18 protein-coding genes and 1 pseudogene are annotated in these 20053 nt (G+C 73.1%); 11 read left to right on the forward strand and 8 right to left on the reverse strand.

The features are described from left to right. Positions 1-60 precede the first annotated feature (60 nt). The gene (locus ACWCPN_RS10780; protein WP_451204204.1) at positions 61-1245 is read right to left on the reverse strand and encodes a glycerophosphodiester phosphodiesterase; all 1185 of its coding nucleotides are present in this window, start codon (positions 1243-1245) and stop codon (positions 61-63) included. Positions 1246-1643: 398 nt separating this feature from the next. Here ACWCPN_RS10780 and ACWCPN_RS10785 point away from each other — a divergent pair, with 398 nt between their 5' ends. Further along, entirely contained in the window at positions 1644-2315 is a 672-nt protein-coding gene (locus ACWCPN_RS10785; protein WP_250401287.1) for a lysophospholipid acyltransferase family protein, read from the forward strand. Positions 2316-2424: 109 nt separating this feature from the next. On the opposite strand, the gene ACWCPN_RS10790 is transcribed toward ACWCPN_RS10785, so the two are convergent. The 5 genes from ACWCPN_RS10790 to ACWCPN_RS10810 form a co-directional block, all read right to left on the reverse strand. After that, the gene (locus tag ACWCPN_RS10790) at positions 2425-3948 is read right to left on the reverse strand and encodes an MFS transporter (RefSeq protein ID WP_451204206.1); all 1524 of its coding nucleotides are present in this window, start codon (positions 3946-3948) and stop codon (positions 2425-2427) included. Next, positions 3945-4511 (reverse strand): TetR/AcrR family transcriptional regulator, encoded by a 567-nt coding sequence (locus tag ACWCPN_RS10795; protein ID WP_365122765.1) that lies wholly within the window; start codon positions 4509-4511, stop codon positions 3945-3947. Before ACWCPN_RS10795 ends, ACWCPN_RS10790 begins: the two co-directional genes overlap by 4 nt. Positions 4512-4605: 94 nt before the next feature. After that, a complete protein-coding gene (locus ACWCPN_RS10800) occupies positions 4606-5577 on the reverse strand; it encodes an aldo/keto reductase (protein ID WP_451204208.1) in 972 nt (323 codons plus the stop codon). Between the two features lie 115 nt (positions 5578-5692). Next, a complete protein-coding gene (gene argH, locus ACWCPN_RS10805; RefSeq protein WP_392294427.1) occupies positions 5693-7150 on the reverse strand; it encodes an argininosuccinate lyase in 1458 nt (485 codons plus the stop codon). A 113-nt stretch (positions 7151-7263) separates the two neighbouring features. Beyond that, positions 7264-8457 carry an argininosuccinate synthase gene (locus ACWCPN_RS10810; protein ID WP_451204210.1) on the reverse strand — a complete coding sequence of 398 codons (1194 nt, stop codon included), beginning with the start codon at positions 8455-8457 and terminating at the stop codon, positions 7264-7266. Between the two features lie 144 nt (positions 8458-8601). On the opposite strand from ACWCPN_RS10810, the pseudogene ACWCPN_RS10815 reads away from it, so the two are divergent. Next, positions 8602-8946: pseudogene (locus ACWCPN_RS10815) on the forward strand (pyridoxamine 5'-phosphate oxidase family protein); the annotation flags it as partial. A 3-nt stretch (positions 8947-8949) separates the two neighbouring features. Beyond that, positions 8950-9651: a L,D-transpeptidase family protein gene (locus tag ACWCPN_RS10820; RefSeq protein WP_451204212.1), complete on the forward strand. Its 702-nt coding sequence runs from the start codon at positions 8950-8952 to the stop codon at positions 9649-9651. On the opposite strand, the gene ACWCPN_RS10825 is transcribed toward ACWCPN_RS10820, so the two are convergent. Both ACWCPN_RS10825 and ACWCPN_RS10830 read right to left on the reverse strand, forming a co-directional pair. Further along, complete coding sequence (locus tag ACWCPN_RS10825) at positions 9638-11092, reverse strand: sensor histidine kinase (RefSeq protein WP_451204214.1); 1455 nt, start codon at positions 11090-11092, stop codon at positions 9638-9640. The genes ACWCPN_RS10820 and ACWCPN_RS10825 overlap by 14 nt on opposite strands. A gap of 5 nt (positions 11093-11097) precedes the next feature. Then, on the reverse strand, positions 11098-11838 hold the full coding sequence (locus ACWCPN_RS10830) for a response regulator transcription factor (RefSeq protein ID WP_199209842.1): 741 nt from the start codon (positions 11836-11838) through the stop codon (positions 11098-11100). 196 nt (positions 11839-12034) lie between these two features. On the opposite strand from ACWCPN_RS10830, the gene ACWCPN_RS10835 reads away from it, so the two are divergent. The 8 genes from ACWCPN_RS10835 to ACWCPN_RS10870 all read left to right on the forward strand — a co-directional run bounded on the left by ACWCPN_RS10835 (position 12035) and on the right by ACWCPN_RS10870 (position 20034). Next, positions 12035-13387, forward strand: a complete 1353-nt coding sequence (locus ACWCPN_RS10835) for a ferredoxin reductase family protein (protein ID WP_451204217.1) — start codon at positions 12035-12037, stop codon at positions 13385-13387. A gap of 12 nt (positions 13388-13399) precedes the next feature. Further along, positions 13400-13870 carry an FMN-binding protein gene (locus ACWCPN_RS10840; RefSeq protein ID WP_451204219.1) on the forward strand — a complete coding sequence of 157 codons (471 nt, stop codon included), beginning with the start codon at positions 13400-13402 and terminating at the stop codon, positions 13868-13870. Between the two features lie 59 nt (positions 13871-13929). Further along, positions 13930-15312, forward strand: coding sequence for a ferredoxin reductase family protein (locus ACWCPN_RS10845; RefSeq protein ID WP_451204221.1), 1383 nt, complete (start codon positions 13930-13932; stop codon positions 15310-15312). A gap of 17 nt (positions 15313-15329) precedes the next feature. Then, the gene (locus tag ACWCPN_RS10850) at positions 15330-16169 is read left to right on the forward strand and encodes an FMN-binding protein (RefSeq protein WP_451204223.1); all 840 of its coding nucleotides are present in this window, start codon (positions 15330-15332) and stop codon (positions 16167-16169) included. Between the two features lie 4 nt (positions 16170-16173). Beyond that, positions 16174-16965: an FAD:protein FMN transferase gene (locus ACWCPN_RS10855; RefSeq protein ID WP_451204225.1), complete on the forward strand. Its 792-nt coding sequence runs from the start codon at positions 16174-16176 to the stop codon at positions 16963-16965. An 89-nt stretch (positions 16966-17054) separates the two neighbouring features. Next, on the forward strand, positions 17055-17255 hold the full coding sequence (locus ACWCPN_RS10860) for a hypothetical protein (RefSeq protein WP_451204227.1): 201 nt from the start codon (positions 17055-17057) through the stop codon (positions 17253-17255). 77 nt (positions 17256-17332) lie between these two features. Further along, the gene (locus ACWCPN_RS10865; protein ID WP_451204228.1) at positions 17333-19168 is read left to right on the forward strand and encodes an ABC transporter ATP-binding protein; all 1836 of its coding nucleotides are present in this window, start codon (positions 17333-17335) and stop codon (positions 19166-19168) included. Further along, the gene (locus ACWCPN_RS10870) at positions 19165-20034 is read left to right on the forward strand and encodes a serine/threonine-protein kinase (protein WP_451204229.1); all 870 of its coding nucleotides are present in this window, start codon (positions 19165-19167) and stop codon (positions 20032-20034) included. Before ACWCPN_RS10865 ends, ACWCPN_RS10870 begins: the two co-directional genes overlap by 4 nt. Positions 20035-20053: the final 19 nt, after the last annotated feature.

Below are 20053 nucleotides of genomic sequence, written 5' to 3' on the forward strand. Positions count from 1 at the left end.
GACGGCGCGCACTCACCCCGAAAGGGTGCGTGGCCGCTGGGCGTTGACGTGGGCCGCGGGTCAGCGGGCCAGGAAGTCGGCCCGGGCGAGCAGGCCGGTGTCGGCGTTGTCGGTGAAGACGCCGTCGATCCCGGTGGCGAAGTAGGTGGCGAAGGCGCCGAAGGCGTCACCGTAGGCGTCCGCCGCGCTTCCCTTGCGGTACTCGGCCGGGAGGAAGGGGTTCTCGTTGCGCATGGTGTAGGGGTGCAGGATCAGCCCGACCTTGTGCGCGTCGGCGACCAGCGTGCTCGGCTCGGCGAGGGTGCCGTCCGCCTTCCTCGGGATGACCAGGTCGAGGGTGGGGCCGATGCCCTGGGCGTAACCGGCGATCTCGCGCAGCCCCTTGGGCGCGATGAGGTCGGCGACCGTGCGCGGGTCGCCGGTGTCGACGAAGTCGTAGGGGCGGCTGTTCGCCGAGGAGAGCAGCACCAGCAGCGGGTTGTCGACGAGCCGGTTCAGCCGCTGGATGCTGGTCGGCTCGAAGGACTGCAGGATCACCGGCGCGTTCCGGCCGTCCTTGCCGTGCTTGCGCAGCAGCTTCGCCACCCGCTCCTCCAGGCCCAGGCCCAGCTTGCGGAAGTAGGTGGGGTGCTTGGTCTCCGGGTAGATCCAGACCTGCCTGCCCCGCCTGCGGGTCTGCTCGTCCTGCCACTTCAGGACCTCTTCGAAGGTGGGGATCCCCCAGCGGCCGTCGTAGAGGGTGTTGTGCGGCCGGTTGGCCGGGATGCGCTCGACGGCGCGCAGCCGCTTCAGTTCGGCGAGGGTGAAGTCCTCGGTGAACCAGCCGGTGGTGGAGACGCCGTCCAGCACCTTGGTGGTCCTGCGGCCGGCGAACTCGGGGTGCGAGGCGACGTCCGTGGTGCCGCCGATCTCCGGCTCGTGCCGGCAGACGAGATGGCCGTCCCGGGTGGGCACCAGGTCACCGGCCTCCACGATGTCCGCGCCGAGGTCGAGGGCCAGCTCGTAGGAGCCGAAGGTGTGCTCGGGGCGGTAGCCGCTGGCCCCCCGGTGGCCGATGATCGTCGGGACCGGCAGGCCCTTCAGCCCGTGCCCGCCGTGTGCGGCCGTCCCGGCGCCGGCGGCCCGGGCGGTGCCGGGCAGTCCGAGGACCGCCCCGCCCGCGCCGAGCACCGCCGCGCCGAGCACGGCCCGCCGTCCCGTGGTCCGCTGCCCCTCGTTCGCCCGGTCGCCGTCCATGCGGTCCATGCGCCCTCCTGCCGTTCGCTGGGTGTCCGTACCCGGCGCTCCGGTTCCGGGGCGCCGGTGCGCGCCGATCGTAGGGGTGCCGGTGTGACGTACGGGAGACCTTTGTTCGAACACGCGGGTGACGCCGGATGTCCGGCGGGCGGCGTAATCTGACGGTACGTCGGTGTCGCCGGGCGCCGGGCGGGCAGCCGGACCATGCGGGCTCCGCGCGATGTCCGTCACATCGCCCACCCGGACGCCACACCTGAGTTCCGGCGCTTCACCGCAGGTAAACCAGTGTCAACAGTGCGTAAGACCTCGGTGAACCGGGCCTCCCCGATGTGCGCTTCCCCCGGAGCCGCGAGTAATGTCCTCACCTGCACAGACACATATCGCCCACCTCGACATCGGAGGACCCGTTGTCCCGCTTCGCGCTCATCAAGGCCGTGCTCGGACCGATCATGCGTCTGATGTTCCGCCCTCAGGTGGAGGGCGTGGAGCACATCCCGGGGGACGGGCCGGTGATCCTGGCCGGCAACCATCTGACCTTCATCGACTCGATGATCCTTCCTCTGGTCTGCGACCGTCAGGTCGTCTTCATCGGCAAGGACGAGTACGTCACCGGCAAGAGCCTCAAGGGCCGCCTCATGGCGTGGTTCTTCACCGGCGTCGGCATGATCCCGGTGGACCGCGACGGCGGCCGCGGCGGTGTGGCGGCCCTGATGACCGGGCGCCGCGTCCTCGAGGAGGGCAGGATCTTCGGCATCTACCCCGAAGGCACCCGCTCCCCCGACGGCCGCCTCTACCGCGGCCGCACCGGCATCGCCCGGCTCACCCTGATGACGGGCGCCCCGGTGGTCCCGTTCGCGATGATCGGCACGGACAAGCTGCAGCCGGGCGGGGCGGGCATCCCGCGGCCCGGCCGGGTGACCGTCCGCTTCGGCGAGGCGATGGAGTTCTCCCGGTACGAGGGGATGGACCGGGACCGCTACGTGCTCCGGGCGGTGACCGACTCGGTGATGGCCGAGGTCATGCGGCTCTCGGGGCAGGAGTACGTCGACATGTACGCGACGAAGGCGAAGGCGGCGTAGGCCTCCGGCGGTTGGGCGATTCACCGCCGTGGGGGTGCTGCTTCGTCGCGCCTGCAGGTGCTTCCTGGCTGGTCGCGCAGTTCCGCGCGCCCCTTTGGGGGTGCTTGGCTCAGCCGGTGTTTTCCAGGTTCTGGTTCTTCAGGAGGAACCAGGCCGCCGCTGCTGCGGCGAGCAGGACCGCCGCTCCGGCGCCCGAGGCCAGGTGGAGGCCGTGGACGAAGGAGTCGCGGGCGGCGTCCAGCATGTGCTGCGCCGGGAGGGCCGGCATGTCCCTCGCCGCCTCCACCGCGCCGCCCAGTGACTCGTGCGCCTGGGCCGGGGTGCCGGCCGGGCCGGTGAATCCGCGGTAGGCGCCCGTCACGATGGAGCCCAGCAGGGCGATGCCCAGCGCGGCACCGAGTTCGTACGCCGTCTCGGAGACCGCGGACGCCGCGCCCGCCTCGTCCTTGGGGACACCGGCGAGGATGACGTCCGCCGTCACCGTGAAGGAGAACCCGGCGCCCACGCCCACGACGAGCAGCGCGGCGCCGAGCAGCGGGTAGCCCGTCGACCTGCTCAGCGTCGTCAGCACGGCCAGGGCCGCACCGACCGCCGCGAGGCCTCCGGAGACCACCACCCGCACCGAGAAGCGGCGCGCCGCGCGGCCCGCCACCAGGCCGGCCGCCACCGCGCCCACGGCCGCGGGGAGTTCGGCCAGGCCCGCCTCGAACGGCCGCCTGCCCTGGACGAGTTGCAGGTACTGGGAGAGGAAGAACACCAGGCCGGACATGCCCAGCACGGTCAGCAGGTCGGCGAGGACCGCACCGCTGAAGCCCCGGCGCCGGAACAGGCGCATGTCCAGCAGCGGGACCGGCATGGTGAGCTGGCGGCGCACGAACCCGTACAGCGCGGCCGCGCCCAGCAGGCCCGCGGTCAGCGCGACCGGGGTCGGGCCGTGCGCGGCGGCGTCCTTGACCGCGTACACGACGCCGATCATGCCGACGAGGGACAGCGCGACACTGCTCAGGTCCCAGGGCCCGGGGCGGGGGTTGCGGGACTCGGGCAGCGTGCGGATGCCGACCAGGACCAGCACCGCCATCACCGGCAGGTTGATCAGGAACACCGAGCCCCACCAGAAGTGCTCCAGCAGGAAGCCCCCCGCGATGGGGCCGACGGCCGTGCCGGCGGAGGCGGTGGCGCCCCAGATGCCGATGGCGAGGCTGCGCTCGCGCGCGTCGTGGAAGAGGTTGCGGATCAGGGCGAGGGTGGCGGGCATCAGGGTGGCGCCCGCGACACCGAGCAGCGCCCGCGCCAGGATCATCAGTCCGGGTGTGGTCGCGTAGGCGTTCAGGACGGATATCGCGCCGAACGCCGTGGCGCCGACGAGCAGGATGCGCTTGCGGCCGATGCGGTCGCCGAGGCTGCCCATGGAGACCAGCAGTCCGGCGATGACGAACGAGTAGACGTCGCCGATCCACAGCAGCTGGGTGCCGGTGGGGCGCAGGTCCTCGCTGATGTAGGGGGTGGCGAGGCCGAGCACCGTGGCGTCGACGGCCACCAGCAGCACGGCCAGGACGAGGACCGAGAGCGCGAGCCAGCGGCCCGGGCGCTTCACCGCCTCGGTCGTGCCGGCCGGCTGCAGGGTGCTGGTCATGATTCCTCTCTTCGCGGTGCGTTCGCACGTCGTGCGCCGCCGAGCAGCAGCTCGACGACCATGTGGCTGAAGTCCTTGCCGGCCACCCGGCCCTCCGTGACCGCCCATGCGGCGGAGGCCAGCAGGCCGTACAGCGCCTCGGTGAGCCAGGCCGGGGTCAGGTCGATGCGGAACTCGCCGCTCTCCTGGCCGCGCCGGAACAGGTTCGTGAGGCGCTCGTCGAGGCGGGTCCAGCCCTGGTTCTGCTCCTCGCCCTCGAAGAGCTGGTTCTCGGTGTAGAGGAAGGCGAGCAGGCCGGCCGCGGGTTCGATGGCGCGGACCAGGCGGCCGACGGCCTCGCCCGCCGGACCCTCGTCCAGGCGGGCCGCGTCCAGGGCTGCCTCGCACTCCGCGATGCCGAGCGCCTCCAGGGCCCGGACGAGGGCGTCGCGTCCCGCGAAGTGGCGGTGCAGGGTGGCCCGGCTGATCCCGGCGGCCTTGGCCACCTCGTCCATGGTCGCGGTGGACTTGCGGGTCAGCAGGGCGGCTGCGCTGCGCAGCACATGGTCACGATCAAGGGCCATGAGACAAGCATAGTCCATATGAGACATTGATGTCTCACTGTGGGCATGCGTGACTCATGACTGCTGGTCGGAGCCGGTTCGCAGCGGGTGTGTGTCAGTGCCAGGGCAGCTGCCCGCGCCGCTCCCAGTAGGCGTCCGGGTCCTCCACCAGGGTGGCGAGCCGGGTGAGCTGGTCCACGTCCAGGTCCACGACGGCGGCGTGCAGGTTGGAGGCGAGCTGGTCGAGCGTCGCGGCGCCGGAGAGGACGACCCCGGCCCAGGGCTGGCGCAGGATCACGGCGAGCGCCACGGCGTCGCAGCCGAGGCCGGTCTCCTCGGCCACCGACCTCAGCATCTCCGGGGCGTGCGGCGCGGCGAGCCGGCCGTTGGCCATGCCCTCCTTGACGATCACGGTCAGCCCGGCGTCGTGCGCCTCGGCCAGCGCGGGCCCGGCCGAGGTCTCGAGGGCGTTGTACGTCGACTGGACGGTGCGGAAGAGCGGCTCGCCCTCGACCGCCACCTCGAGGGCGGCCCGGATGGCGTCGGCCTGGGCGGGTCCGCTGGTGGAGAAGCCGACGGTGAGTCCGCCGGCGGCGGCCTCGGCGAGCCTGGCGTGCAGCTCCTTGTCGGTGAGGGCCGGGCTGTCCGGGGTGACCGAGTGGATCTGGTAGAGGTCGAGCCGGTCGCCGAGGAGTTCGCCGGTCTCGGCGCGCTGCCGCTCGTAGGTCGCCAGGCCGTGGTCCTTCACCTCGTGCCGTTCCGCGTCGGTGGACCAGCCGGCGGTGTAGGTGTAGCCCCACTTGCTGCCGACGACCACGTCGACGACGTCCGGGCGGGCGGCCAGCCAGTCGGCGAGGAACTCCTCCGAACGGCCGTAGGAGCGGGCCACGTCGATGTAGCGCACGCCCTGCGCGTAGGCGGCGTCGAGGAGTTCGTGGGTGCGCTCGCGCAGGGCCTCGATGCTGCGGTTCTCCCCGAGGTCCTGCTCACGGCCGAGGTTGATGTAGCCGGGGCGGCCCACCGCGGCCAGACCGAGGCCGATGTGGCTCGTCGGCGTGGTCGCGGTCGAGAGGCGGGCGAAAGGCATCGCGGGCTCCGTTCGGTCGGCTCCGGTACGGCTTCGACGACCAACGTAACCCGCGACGACCTCGCGGTCCGCCCGGCGACTCGGATGGATCGCCGCTTCGGCGGGGACGGACGCCCTACGCCCCGGCGAGCGGCCCGGTGTGCGCCTTCCGGGGCGCGGTGGCCCACGCGTGCTGCGCCGCGACGTCCGCCTTGACCTCGGCGAGCTGGACGGCGACCGCGCTGGGCGCCGTACCGCCGCGGCCGCTGCGGGAGGCGAGCGCGCCGGGGACGTCGAGGACCGAGCGGACCTCCGGGGTGAGGTGCGCGGAGATCTTCGCGAACTGCTCGTCCGTGAGCTCGTCCAGCTCCTTGCCCTCGGCCTCGGCGACCTTCACGCACTCCCCCGCGACCTCGTGGGCCACGCGGAACGGCACGCCCTGCTTCACCAGCCACTCGGCGATGTCGGTGGCGAGCGAGAAGCCGGCCGGGGCCAGTTCCTCCATGCGCTCGCGGTTGACCGTGAGGGTGGCCATCATGCCGGTGAAGGCCGGGAGCAGGACCTCGAGCTGGTCGCAGGAGTCGAAGACCGGCTCCTTGTCCTCCTGGAGGTCTCGGTTGTAGGCCAGGGGCAGGGCCTTCAGCGTCGCCATGAGACCCGTCAGGTTGCCGATCAGCCGGCCCGACTTTCCGCGCGCCAGCTCGGCGATGTCCGGGTTCTTCTTCTGCGGCATGATCGACGAGCCGGTGGAGAACGCGTCGTGCAGGGTCACGAAGGAGAACTCCTTCGTGTTCCAGATGATGATCTCCTCGGCGATCCGGGACAGGTCGACGCCGATCATCGCGGTGACGAAGGCGAACTCCGCCACGAAGTCGCGGGAGGCCGTGCCGTCGATCGAGTTGCCGGAGCTGCCGCGCTCGAAGCCGAGGTCCTTCGCCACCGCCTCCGGGTCCAGGCCCAGCGAGGAGCCCGCCAGGGCGCCGGAGCCGTACGGCGAGACGGCCGTGCGCTCGTCCCACTGGCGCAGCCGCTCGGCGTCCCGGGACAGGGACTGCGCGTGCGCGAGCACGTGGTGGGCGAAGAGCACCGGCTGGGCGTGCTGGAGGTGGGTCCGGCCGGGCATCGCCACGTCCGGGTGGGCCTCGGCGAGGCCGATCAGTGCGTCCTGGAGTTCGGCGATCAGGCCGCCGATGATCCGGGCGTGGTCCCGCAGGTACATCCGGAAGAGCGTCGCGACCTGGTCGTTCCTGGACCGGCCGGCGCGCAGCTTGCCGCCGAGGTCGGGGCCGAGGCGCTCCAGCAGGCCGCGCTCGAGCGCGGTGTGGACGTCCTCGTCGGCGACCGTGCCGACGAAGGAGCCGTCGGCCACGTCCGCCTCCAGCCGGTCGAGGCCGGCGATCATGCGGGTCAGCTCGTCCTCGGTGAGGAGCCCCGCCTTGTGCAGCACGCGCGCGTGGGCGCGGGAGCCCGCGATGTCGTAGGGCGCGAGCCGCCAGTCGAAGTGGACGGACGCGGACAGCTTCGCCAGGGCCTCGGCGGGACCGTCGGCGAAACGGCCGCCCCAGAGCCGTACGTCACCGCTGTTGCTGCTCACTTGCGTTGCTCCTCGAAAGTCGTCTCTGTGCGGCCGCCTCCCCACCCTTGCAGGCGGGGAGGCGGCTGTCAGGCGATGCGTGCGAGGTGACCCGTACGGGCCCCCGCCCTGGCTCAGCCCAGGTCGCGCTTGGCGGCGATCTTCGACGACAGGCTGTAGATGTCGATGAAGCCCTTGGCCGCGGCCTGGTCGAAGGTGTCGCCGGTGTCGTAGGTGGCGAGGTTGAAGTCGTACAGCGACGACTCCGAGCGCCGGCCGGTGACGACGGCGCGGCCGCCGTGCAGGGTCATCCGGACGTCGCCGGAGACGTGCTGGTTGGCCTCGTCGATGAAGCCGTCCAGGGCGCGCTTGAGCGGGGAGAACCACTGGCCGTCGTAGACCAGCTCGCCCCAGCGCTGCTCGACCTGCCGCTTGTAGCGGGCCAGCTCGCGCTCGACGGTGACGTTCTCCAGCTCCTGGTGGGCGGTGATCAGGGCGATCGCGCCGGGGGCCTCGTACACCTCGCGGGACTTGATGCCGACCAGGCGGTCCTCGACCATGTCGATCCGGCCGATGCCCTGGGCGCCGGCCCGCTCGTTGAGCTGCTGGACGGCCTGCAGCACGCTGACGGGCTTGCCGTCGAGGGCGACCGGGACACCCTCCTTGAAGGTGATGACCACCTCGTCGGCCTCGCGCTGGACGGCCGGGTTGGAGGTGTACTCGTAGATGTCCTCGATCGGGGCGTTCCAGATGTCCTCCAGGAAGCCCGTCTCGACGGCGCGCCCGAAGACGTTCTGGTCGATGGAGTACGGGGACTTCTTGGTGGTGGCGATCGGGAGCTGCTTGGCCTCGCAGAAGGCGATCGCCTTGTCCCGGGTCATCGCGTAGTCGCGGACCGGGGCGATGCACTTCAGGTCGGGGGCGAGGGCGACGATGCCGGCCTCGAAGCGGACCTGGTCGTTGCCCTTGCCGGTGCAGCCGTGGGCGACCGTGGTGGCGCCGTGCTTCTGGGCGGCGGCGACCAGGTGCTTGACGATCGTCGGCCGGGACAGCGCGGAGACCAGCGGGTAGCGGTCCATGTAGAGGGCGTTGGCCTTGATCGCCGGGAGGCAGTACTCGTCGGCGAACTCGTCCTTGGCGTCGGCGACCTCGGCCTCGACCGCGCCGCACGCGAGGGCGCGCTTGCGGATGACGTCCAGGTCCTCGCCGCCCTGGCCGACGTCGACCGCAACGGCGATGACCTCGGCGCCCGTCTCCTCGGCGATCCAGCCGATGGCGACGGAGGTGTCCAGACCGCCTGAATAGGCGAGTACGACGCGCTCGGTCACGGGTTTCTCCTCACAGTGCATTCGCTGACATGCATGAGTATGCAGAACTCCGCATGATTCGTCAATCGCCGCTCGGGCGAGCCGGACTTTTCCGGGAAAGTCCGGGCATCCGGCGGGGGGGCCGCGGCCGGGCGAGAGCCGGTCGCCTTCCAGGGGCCGCCGAACGTCGTCCGGGTCCACGGCCGGGGCGAGCCGGTCCTCCGCGACGACCCGCGCTTCGCCGGTCTGCTCGCCCGCTTCCCGGACACCGACCCGAGCAGGCACGGACTGCGCGCGATCGTCGTCGTGCGCGCCGAACCGGTCCGCGGCAGCTGCGGCTACGCCGTTGCCCGCATGGCGTACGAGGAGGACCGCGGCCTGCACGGGAAGCGGTTCGCGCGGGAGGACGACGCCTCGCTGAGCGCGTACTTCGCCAAGAAGGAGCACGTGGCGACGAGCCTGGACGGACTACCCGGGCTGCCGTTGCCGCTCCCCCCGTCTAGCGTCTGAGCCATGCGCCAAGGTGTCGTCCTCGCCCTCGTGTCCGCGTCCGTGTGCGTACTCGGTGTCTCCCCCCGCCACGGCCCGGATCCGCTGCCCGCCCGGATGGCGGACACCGGGGGCGGCACCCAGCTGATCACCGCGTCGGCCCCGGGCACCGGCTCGACGTCGGGGACGGTGACCTGGTGGGACCTGCGGGACGGGCAGTGGGTGGAGGCCGGTTCCGCGCCCGCCCGGTTCGGGGCGAACGGGCTGGTGGAGGGCGGCGCGCGCCGGCAGGGCACCGACACGACCCCGACCGGGCTGTACGGCATCCCGTTCGGCTTCGGCATCAAGGCGGCACCGGCCGGGACCCGGGTCGAGTACCGGCCGGTGACGGCCGCTTCCTGGTGGTGCCAGGACAACGACTCGGCGTCGTACAACCGCTGGACCGAACCGCTGCCCGCCGACTGCCGGGCCGCCCAGTCCGAGAAGCTGGGCTCCTACGACCCCCAGTACGGGTACGCGCTCGTCATCGGCTTCAACTACGACCGGCCGGTGCGCGGGCGCGGCGCCGGAATCTTCCTGCACGTGAACGGCAAGGCCGCTACGGCGGGTTGCGTGTCCGTGCCCGAGGACGCCATGCGGAAGATCCTGAGCTGGGCGGATCCGGCCCGCGAGCCGCACGTCGCGATCGGGACGGAGGACGGCGCCACGGCCGTCACGCGGTACTGAGCAGCACCGTGAAGGTCGTGGACCCCGGTTCGCTCACCAGCTCGACGCTTCCGCCGTGCGCCTCCACCACGGCCGCCACGATCGACAGACCGAGCCCCGCGCCGCCGCCGGAGGCGTCCGCGCGGCGGCGGTGCTCGGCGCGGGTGAAGCGTTCGAAGACGCCCGGCCGGACGTCCTCGGGGACGCCGGGGCCGTCGTCGTGGACCGAGAGGCGGGCCGTGCCGTCCGCGGCCGCCAGGGTCACCGTCACCTCGGTGCCGTCGGGGGTGTGCAGCCGGGCGTTGGCCAGCAGGTTGGCCAGCACCTGCTGAAGCCGGTGGGCGTCGCCCGTCACCGTCACCGGTTCCTCGGGCAGGTCCAGGGTCCAGCGGTGGCCGGGGCCCGCGGCCCGGGCGTCCGTCACCGCGTCCAGCACCAGCCGGGTCAGGTCGACCGGGCGGCGCTCCAGCGGGCGGCCGGCGTCGAGGCGGGCCAGCAGGAGCAGGTCGTCGACCATCTCGCCCATGCGGGATGACTCCGCGGCGATCCGCTCCAGGGCCCGGCTCACCTCCGCCGGTACCGGGCCGGGGTGCAGCAGTGCCAGCTCGGCGTGGCCGCGGACCGAGGCGACCGGGGTGCGCAGCTCGTGGCTGGCGTCGGCGGCGAAGCGGCGCAGCCGCTCCTCGCTGGCGTGCCGCTTGGTCAAGGCGCCCTCGACATGGCCCAGCATGCGGTCGAAGGCGGCCGCCACCTGGCCCACCTCGCTGCGCGGCTCGGACACCGGGGCACGGGGCGGCAGGGCGACCTCGCCGCTTGCCAGGGGGAGCTCGCTGACCCGGGTGGCGGTGGCCGCGACCCGGCTGAGCGGGCGCAGCGACCAGCGGACCCAGAGCGCCCCGGCCACGCCGGTGATCACGAGGGCGAGACCGAAGACGACGCCCGCCACCCGTTCCAGGCGGTGCACGGTGGCCTCGACCGGCTCCAGCGGCAGGCCGACGATCAGGACGTCCCCGTCGCGGCCCGGGGAGGCGATCACCCGGTAGTCGTGCAGGGCGGAGAGCTCGATGGTGTGGGGGCGGCCGTCCACCGGGAGCCGGGCGAGCCGGCCCTGGTCCCCGGCCGTCAGGTCGACGTTCAGGTCGGCGGACGGGTCACCGGAGCGGATGAGGCCCTTGTGGGTGACCTCGCCGTCCACCAGGCGCGCGCCGAAGGTGCCGGTGGCCTGGCGGCGGGTGTCGAGGGGCTCGTCGCCGTCGTGGTCGGTGCGCGGCGCCTCGTGCTCCATGCTCTCCGGGAAGCGGGTGCCGACCTGGACGAGCTGTTCGTCCAGGCGCTGGGTCAGGAAGCCGTTCAGTTCGACGACCGCGGCGAGTCCCACGGCGGCGCAGCTCACCGCGAGCAGGACGACGAGGCCGACGGTGAGCCTCGCGCGCAGCGTGCGGGGGCGGGGCAGGCGGCGCACGGCCCTCACCGGGTCACCGGCTTCAGCACGTAGCCCGCCCCGCGCACCGTGTGGATCATGGGTTCGCGCCCCGCGTCCACCTTTTTCCGCAGGTAGGAGATGTACAGCTCGACCACGTGGGCCCGGCCGCCGAAGTCGTAGGACCAGACCCGGTCGAGGATCTGGGCCTTGCTGAGCACCCGGCGCGGGTTGCGCATGAGGAAGCGCAGCAGCTCGAACTCGGTCGGGGACAGTTCGATCAGCTCCCCGGACCGGGTCACCTCGCGGGCCTCCTCGTCCATGACCAGGTCGCCCACGACCAGCCGGGGCCCGTCCTCGAGCTGGCGGGCCATGCCGGCCCGGCGCAGCAGGCCGCGCAGCCGGGCGACGACCTCCTCGAGGCTGAAGGGCTTGGTGACGTAGTCGTCGCCGCCCGCGGTGATGCCGGCGATACGGTCCTCGACCGCGTCCCGGGCGGTGAGGAACAGCACGCACACCTCGGGCTTCACCTCGTGCAGACGCCGCAGCACCGCGAAGCCGTCGGTGTCGGGCAGCATCACGTCGAGGACGACGGCGTCGGGCAGCAGCTCGCGCGCGGCGCTGACCGCCGCGGCGCCGTCGCCGGCCGCGCGCACCTCCCAGCCCTCGTAGCGCAGGGCACCGGTCAGCACCTCCGCGAGGTCGGGATCGTCGTCGACGACGAGGACGCGCAGCGGGGTGCCGTCGGGCCGGGTGAGGGCGGGGCGGCCGGAGCGAGTGGTGTTCATGGCGTCTACCAGCATCGCCCCTCGGAGGGCCGGCTGTCCGCCCTCCCCCCTCTGAGTTTCCTCTGAGCGTGCGGGCAGCTCCCTGAGATTCCTCTGAGAAAGCCCGCCGGGACCCCTGCGAAGCGGGTTTTTCAGAGGTGCCTCAGAACTTCGGCCCGCACAGTGGCATGGCTGACGGACGAAGGGAACGGCACAGATGACCACCGTGGAGACGAGGCGGGCGGCCCCGCCCCGGCCGGGGACCGCGCGGCGTTCCCCGGCGGCCTGGGTGCTCGCCGCGCTGTGGGCAGGCGTGGCGGCCGTGATCGCGCTCTGGTGGACGGACACCGGTTCCGTGGTCGGCACGGCCGGCTGGCTGACCGGGGCCGGCCGGATCGCCGGTCTGCTGTGCGGGTACGCCTGCGCGGTGCTGGTCGGGCTGATGGCCCGGGTCCCGCTGCTGGAGAGGCGGATCGGCTCGGACCGGGTGGCCCGGTGGCACGCGATGGCCGGCCGCTACACGATCTGCCTGCTCCTCGCGCACGTGGTGTTCGTCCTCGCCGGTTACGCGGCGCAGGACCGGGCCTCGCTGTGGCACGAGACGGTGACGGTGGTGCTGGACTATCCGGACATGCTGAAGGCGACCGCCGGCACGGTGATCCTCCTCGCGGTCGGCGTCACCTCGGCACGGGCGGCACGGCGCCGTACCAGTTACGAGTTCTGGTACTACGTCCATCTGCTGACCTACGCGGCCGTGTTCCTGGCCTTCTTCCACCAGCTCTCGCTGGGCGACCAGTTCAACGGCAGGCCCGTGGCCACCGGCCTCTGGTACGCGCTGTACCTCGGGGTGGCGGCCCTGGTGCTGTGGTTCCGGATCCTCGCGCCGGTGCGGCTCAACCGGCGGCACCGGCTGCGGGTGGACTCGGTGCACCAGGAGGCGCCGGGCGTGTACTCGGTCGTCGTGCGCGGCCGGCACCTGGACGAACTGGGGGCGCGGCCGGGCCAGTTCTTCCGCTGGCGGTTCCTGGGCGAGGGCATGGGCTGGACGTCCACGCCGTACTCGCTGTCGGCGCCGCCGCGCCCGGACCTGCTGCGGATCACCGTCAAGGCGCTCGGCGACCACAGCGCGGCCGTGCCGCTGCTGCGGCCGGGCACCCGGGTGTGGGCGGAGGGCCCGTACGGCTCGCTGACCGCCGACCGAGCCACCTCGCACCGCTCCCTGCTGATCGCGGCCGGCGTCGGCATCACCCCGCTGCGGGCGCTGTTCGAGACGCTCCCCGGCGAGGTCACCCTGCTGTACCGGGCCCGCGCCGCCGAGGACCTGGCACTGGGCGGCGAGCTGGAGGCGATCGCCCGCCGGCGCGGCGCCCGGGTGCTGTACGCGCTCAACGGACCGCACGGGCGGCGCCCGGCCTTCACGGCCGAGTCCCTGCGGGCCGCCGTCCCGGACCTGGCCGGGCACGACGTCTACATATGCGGGCCGCACGGCTTCGCGCAGGACGTGTACCGGGCGCTGCGGGCGGCCCGGGTCCCGGACCGCCGTATCCACCACGAGTCCTTCGAGCTGTGAGGGTGCTTCTCCGTGCACGCGCTGAACAAGAACCGGCCCTTCCGCCGCATCGTGCTGGCGAGCGCGGCCACCGTCTCCGGGATGGTGCTGCTGCTGTCGCTGAAGCCGCACGCCGGCCCGGCGCTCGCCGCCGGCACCCCCGCGCCCGCGCCGACCAGCAGCGGCGCCGGCGCCTCCCCGGGGACGACGAAGGCGCCCGCCACCGGGACGAGGACGGTCACCGGTGACTCCGTCCAGACCCGCTGGGGCCCCGTCCAGGTGCGGGTGACGATCCGGAGCGGCAAGCTCACCGACGTCACCGCGGTCACCTACCCGACGGAGAACCCGCGCGACCAGGAGATCAACAGCTACGCCGTCCCGCAGCTGCGGCGCGAGGCGCTGGACGCGCAGAGCGCGCAGATCGACTCGGTCTCGGGGGCCACGTACACCAGCGACGGTTACCGCCAGTCGCTCCAGTCCGCGCTGGACTCGGCGGGCCTCTGAACACTCGGCGCACCCGGCGCGTATCTCTGGGCCAAGGGTCAAGTCCCCACGGAGGAACCGTGACCACCACGCTCGCAGGCGGACGTGCCGCCCGCCGCCAGACGATGCGCCGCATCCGCCCGCGCCGCTCCCCGGCCGTTCCGCTGCTCATCGCGGTCTGGGCGGGCGCGGCGGCCGTGCTGTGGCTCTGGTGGCACAACACCCCGGCCATCGCGGACAACAACGGCAGGATCCTGAACGCGGGCCGGATCACCGGCCTGCTGGCGGGCTATCTGATGGCGCTGGTCGTGCTCCAGATGGCGCGGGTGCCGGCGCTGGAGCGGCGGGTCGGCTCCGACCGGGTGGCCCGCTGGCACGCGATGAGCGGCCGTTACACGCTCTGCCTGATCGTGGCGCACGTGTTCCTGACCATGTGGGGCTACGCCCTGCAGGCGGGCAAGTCGCTCGGTGACGTGGTGCAGCAGACCGTCGACTCCGTCGACCAGCTCCCCGACATGGGCAAGGCCGCCGTAGGCACCGGTCTGTTCGTGCTGATCGGGGTCAGCTCGGTGGGCGGGATCCGCCGCCGGCTGCCGTACGACGCCTGGTACCACGTGCACCTGCTGACGTACGCGGCGGTGTTCCTGACGTTCTGGCACCAGATCAGCACCGGCAACGACTTCGCGGTCGAGCCGGTCGCCAAGACCTTCTGGTACGGGCTGTACGGCGCCGTCACGGCGCTGCTGCTCTGGTACCGGATCCTCACCCCGGTCCGGCTGAACTCCCGTCACCGGATGCGCGTGGAGGCGGTGATCGAGGAGACGCCGGGCATCGTGTCGGTGCTGATCGGCGGGCGGAAGCTGCACCGGATGGGCGCGGAGGCGGGGCAGTTCTTCCGCTGGCGGTTCCTGGCCCCGGGGATGCGGTTCAGCTCGCATCCTTACTCGCTGTCGGCGGCGCCCCGGCCGGACATGCTGCGGATCACCGTGAAGGCGATCGGCGACCACAGCTCCCGGCTGCGCGAGCTGGAGCCCGGCACCCGGGTGTGGGCGGAGGGTCCGTACGGGGCGCTCACCGCGCAGCGGCGCAGCCGGGGCAAGGTGCTGCTGGTGGCGGGCGGCGTCGGCATCACGCCGATGCGGGCCCTGTTCGAGACGCTGCCCGGGGCGGCCGGCGACATCACCCTGCTCTACCGGGCCAACACCACCCAGGACCTGGCCCTTTGGGACGAGCTGGCCGCGATCGCCGAGGAGCGCGGCGCCCGGCTGATGTACGCGGTCAACAGCCCGGACGGTGAGCGGCCGGACATCTCGGCGGAGAACCTCCAGCGGAAGATCCCGGACGTCGACCGCCACGACGTCTTCATGTGCGGGCCGCCCGGGTTCGCGCAGTCCGTGTACGAGGCACTGCGCGGCGCGGGGGTCCCCGCGCGCCGTATCCACCACGAGTCGTTCGAGATGTGAGCGGGAGCTGCGAAGCGATGAGGAAGAGCCACCCCATTCGGCGCGTCGTGCTGGCCACCGCGGCCACCGTGTCCGCAGTCGTGCTGCTGCTGTCGCTGAAGCCCGCGTCGGACCCGGCGGCGGCACCGGCGGCCGGCGCGGCGGCGCAGCCGGGAGCGGGCGCGCAGCAGGCGCCGCAGGGCGGGCAGCAGGGCGGCGGCACGGCGGCGGGCACCGTCACCGGTGACGCGGCGCAGACCCAGTACGGGGCCGTGCAGGTACGGCTGACCGTGGCGGACGGGAAGATCACCGGGGCGGAGGCGGTGCAGGCGCCCAAGGGCGGGGTCAGCGACCAGAAGACCGCGCTCGCCGTGCCGAAGCTCAACCAGGAGGCCGTGGCCGCCGGGAACGCCGACATCGACGCGGTGTCCGGGGCGACGTACACGAGCGCGGGGTACAAGAAGTCGCTGCAGTCGGCGCTGGACAAGATGAAGGCGTCGTCCGCCGGCGCCGGGTCCTCGGACGCCGGGTCGGGCTCGGGCGCCGGGTCCTCGGGTGCGGGGTCGGGCTCGGGCGCCGGGTCCTCCGGCTCGGGGGCCACGCGCACCCGAACCCTCACCGGCCGCGTCGCGCAGACCCAGTACGGCCCGGTGCAGGTCCGGATCACGGTCAGCGGGGGCAGGATCAAACAGGCGCAGGCGGTGCAGGCGCCCAAGGGCGGGGTCAGCGACCAGAAGACCGCGCTCGCCGTGCCGAAGCTCAACCAGGAGGCCGTGGCCGCCGGGAACGCCGACATCGACGCGGTGTCCGGGGCCACCTACACCAGCACCGGCTACCAGCAGTCGCTGCAGTCGGCTCTCGACCAGGCCGGTGGCTGACCCGATGACCGGACCGGCCGGCGCCCCTGACGCGGTGCGGCACGCGGAGGAGGTCATGGGCACCGTCTTCTCCTTCGACGTCCGCGGCGGGCTGCCCGGCGCGGTGCGCGAGGCGCTGGCCGGGGCGGTCGCCGGGCTGCACCGGGCCGACGCGCTGTTCTCCACCTACCGCGAGGACAGCGAGCTGTCCCGGCTGGCCCGGGGCGAGCTGACCGTCGCGCGGTGCGCGCCCGAGATGGCCGAGGTGCTGGAGCTGGCGGCCGAGGCGGAGCGGGTCAGCGAGGGCTGGTTCAGCCCCCGGTACCAGGGCGGGCTGGACCCGACCGGGATCGTGAAGGGCTGGGCGGCGGAACGGGCCGCCCGGCTGCTGGCGGCGGTGGACGGCGTGTGCGGGGTCAGCGTGAACGGCGGCGGCGACGTCCAGATGCTGGGCGCGCCGGAGCCGCAGCGGCCGTGGCGGGTGGGAGTGGCCGACCCGCTCCGGCCGGGCGGGCTGGCGGCGGTGATCTCGGCGGCGGGCGTGGAGGAGCTGTCCGTGGCCACGTCCGGCACGGCGGAGCGGGGCGCGCACATCGTGGATCCGCGCACCGGCCGCCCTGCGGTCACCGACCTGGTCTCGGTGACGGTGGTGGGGCCGCGGCTGACCTGGGTGGACTGCTGGGCCACGGCCGCGTTCGCGATGGGGTCGCGGGCGGGGCTGGCGTGGCTCGACTCGCTGCCCGGCGTGGAGGGCCTGCTGATCACGGCCGGGGACGAGGTGCGGTGCACGGGGGGCCTGGCGGACCGGCTGGGCTGAAAGTTCAATTGGGTTCTTTTTACCTCCGAACGCCATCCGGCTCCGGCCCTGGCCCGTATCCCCTGTGAGGCAAGTTTCAGGAGGAACGCATGGCCATCTTCAGCAATCTCATGCCGGCCAACGGCCATGACCACGGCGACGACTCGTCCTTCGACGGCGGCTCGCGGAACGGCTTCGGCCACGACCACGGCGACCGTCACGGCTTCGGGGACCGCCACGGGCATGGTCACGGCCACGGTGAAGGCCACGGTCACGGTGGTCACGGCCACGGCGGCCACGGCGGCTACTGATCGCATCCCGAGGCGGAACGGACCGGTGACCGGAGGACCCGGTCCGCTCCGCCGCCGACTTCCGAGGAACGGATGCCATGGCGCACCTCCTGCGGCGTCTGCTGTCGGTGGGGGAGACCTCCGACGCCGTGGTCGCAGCCGCGCCCCCGGTGCCCCTGCGTGAGGTGTTCCGGCGGTTCTGGCCCTACACCCGTGGCGGGCGGCGCTGGCTCGTTCCCCTGGCCCTCTTCAGCCTGGCCGGTCCGGCCGTGGACGCGGCCGAGATCTGGCTCTTCAAGATCGTCGTGGACGATGTGCTCGTCCCCCGGGACCTGCGCCCCTTCCTGTGGATCGCGCCTGCCTATCTGGGGCTCATCCTCTGCTCCGGCGTCCTGGGCTTCGGCGACAACGTGACGTCCACCTGGGTCAGCGAACGCTTCCTGCTCTCGCTGCGCTCCGACGTCTTCCGGCACGTCCAGGGGCTGTCGCTCGGCTTCTTCGAGCGCCGGCGGCTCGGCGACGTGCTGTCGCGGGTCACCGGCGACGTCGACGCGGTGGAGACGTTCCTGCTGTCCGGGGTGGCGGACGTCCTGTACTACGTGATCCGCCTGGGCGTCTTCCTCGGGCTGCTGTTCTACCTGCGCTGGGACCTGACCCTGCTCGCCCTCGCCATCGTGCCGCTGTTCTGGGGTGCCGCCCGGCACTTCTCGCGGCTGATCAAGGCGGCGTCGCGGGAGCGCAGGCGGCGCAGCGGCTCGATCAGCGCGATCGCCGAGGAGTCGCTGGGCAATGTCGCCCTGGTGCAGGCGTACAACCGGCAGGGATGGGAGGAGCGCCGGTTCGAGCAGGAGAACCTCGGCAGGTTCCGGGCGGCGATGACGTCGGCCCGGATCCGTGCCGTGTACGGCCCCGTCGTGGAGATCATCGAGGTGGCCGGCGGTATCGCCGTGATGGGCCTCGGCACCTGGAAGCTGGCGCAGGGACAGCTCACGCTGGGCGGTCTGCTGGTCTTCCTGGCGCTGATCGGCAAGCTCTACGGCCCGGTGCGCGGCCTGTCCCACCTCGGCACCACGTTCTACGCGGCCTCCGCCTCGGCCGAGCGGATCATCGAGCTGCTGGACCAGCGGCCGCAGGTCGTCGAGGCCGCGCACCCCCGGCGCACCGGCCGGGCGCGCGGCGAGGTGGAGTTCGACGGCGTCTGCTTCCGTTACCCCGGGACGGAGTCCTGGGCCCTGTCGGACGTGTCCTTCGAGGTGGCCCCCGGTCAGACGCTGGCGCTGGTCGGGGCCAGCGGAGCCGGTAAGTCGACGATCGCGAAGCTGCAGCTGCGCTTCTACGACCCGGACCGGGGTGCGGTCCGCCTCGACGGCAGGGACCTGCGGGAGCTCAGCCTGTCCGACGTACGGGACAGCGTCGCCGTGGTGCTGCAGGAGACGCTCGTCTTCCACGGCACCGTGCGGGAGAACATCGCCTACGGCCGGCCGGAGGCGACGGAGGCGGAGATCGTCGCGGCGGCCCGCGCGGCGGACGCGCACGAGTTCGTCGAGCTGCTGCCGGACGGGTACGACACCCTGGTCGGCCAGCGGGGCCGGACGCTGTCCGGCGGACAGTGCCAGCGGCTGGCCATCGCCCGGGCGATGATCCGGGACGCGCCCGTGCTGGTGCTGGACGAGCCGACCACCGGCCTCGACGTACGGTCGGGCCGGCGGATCATGGACCCGCTGCGCCGGCTGATGGCCGGGCGGACGACCGTCGTGATCTCCCACAACCTGCTGACCGTCCGGGACGCCACCCGCATCGTGGTGCTGGACCACGGCCGGGTCGTCGAGCAGGGCACCCACGACGACCTGCTCGGCCACGACGGCGCCTACGCACGGCTGTACCGGCTGCACGCCCCGAACGGCGTCCCCTCCCCGGGACGGGTGCCGTCGTGAGCGCCCCCGCCGCCCCCACCGCCCGGGAACCCGCCCCGGCCCTGGCACCGGGCACGCGGCCGGTCCCCGGCTACGAGATTCTGGGCCATCTGACCCGTACCCGCTGGCTGGACGTCCACGACGCCTGGAGCGAGGAGCGGGACTGCCGCTGCGTGATCAAGGTGCTGCGGCCCGACCGGCGGGGCGAGGCGGGACTGGGCGAGCGGCTGCTGCGGGAGGGCCGGTGGCTGCGGGAGTTCAGCCATCCCCATCTGGTCCGCGGCTACGAGACCTTCGAGGCGCCCGAGCCGCTCGTGGTCCTGGAGACCCTGACCGGGGAGACACTGTCCCACCTGGTGCGGCGGCTGCGGCACCGGGCGTCCGCCGCCGACGTGGCGCTCCTCGGGGTCCAGCTCTGCTCCGCCGTCCACTACCTGCACCGCCAGGGGCTGCTGCACCTGGACGTCAAGCCGGGCAACGTGGTGGTGGACCGCGGGTACGCGAAGGTGCTGGACCTGAGTGTCGCGCGGCCTCCCGGCCCGGCCCCCGCGGGCGTGGGCACGTTCCGCTACCTGGCCCCGGAGCAGGCCGCAGGCGACCCGCTCACGGCCGCCGCCGACGTGTGGGGCATCGGCGTCACCCTGTTCGAAGTGGCCGTGGGCGAGCCGCCGTTCGGCCGCGACGACGGCACCGGGGACCCGGACGGACGGCGCTGCCTGCGACTGGACCGGACCGCCCCGCCCGTCGCGTCCCGCCGGCGCCTGCCGCCCGCTCTCGCCGCCGCCCTCGACGCCTGTCTGCGCCCCGGTCCGCCGGCCCGGCCGTCGGTCACCGAGCTGTCCGCCGCCCTGGGCTCGGCCCGGCCCGGGGCCCGTTCCCCCGGCTGAGGCCGGTACGGGCGCTCAC

The organism is Streptomyces sp. NPDC002386 (assembly GCF_053593175.1).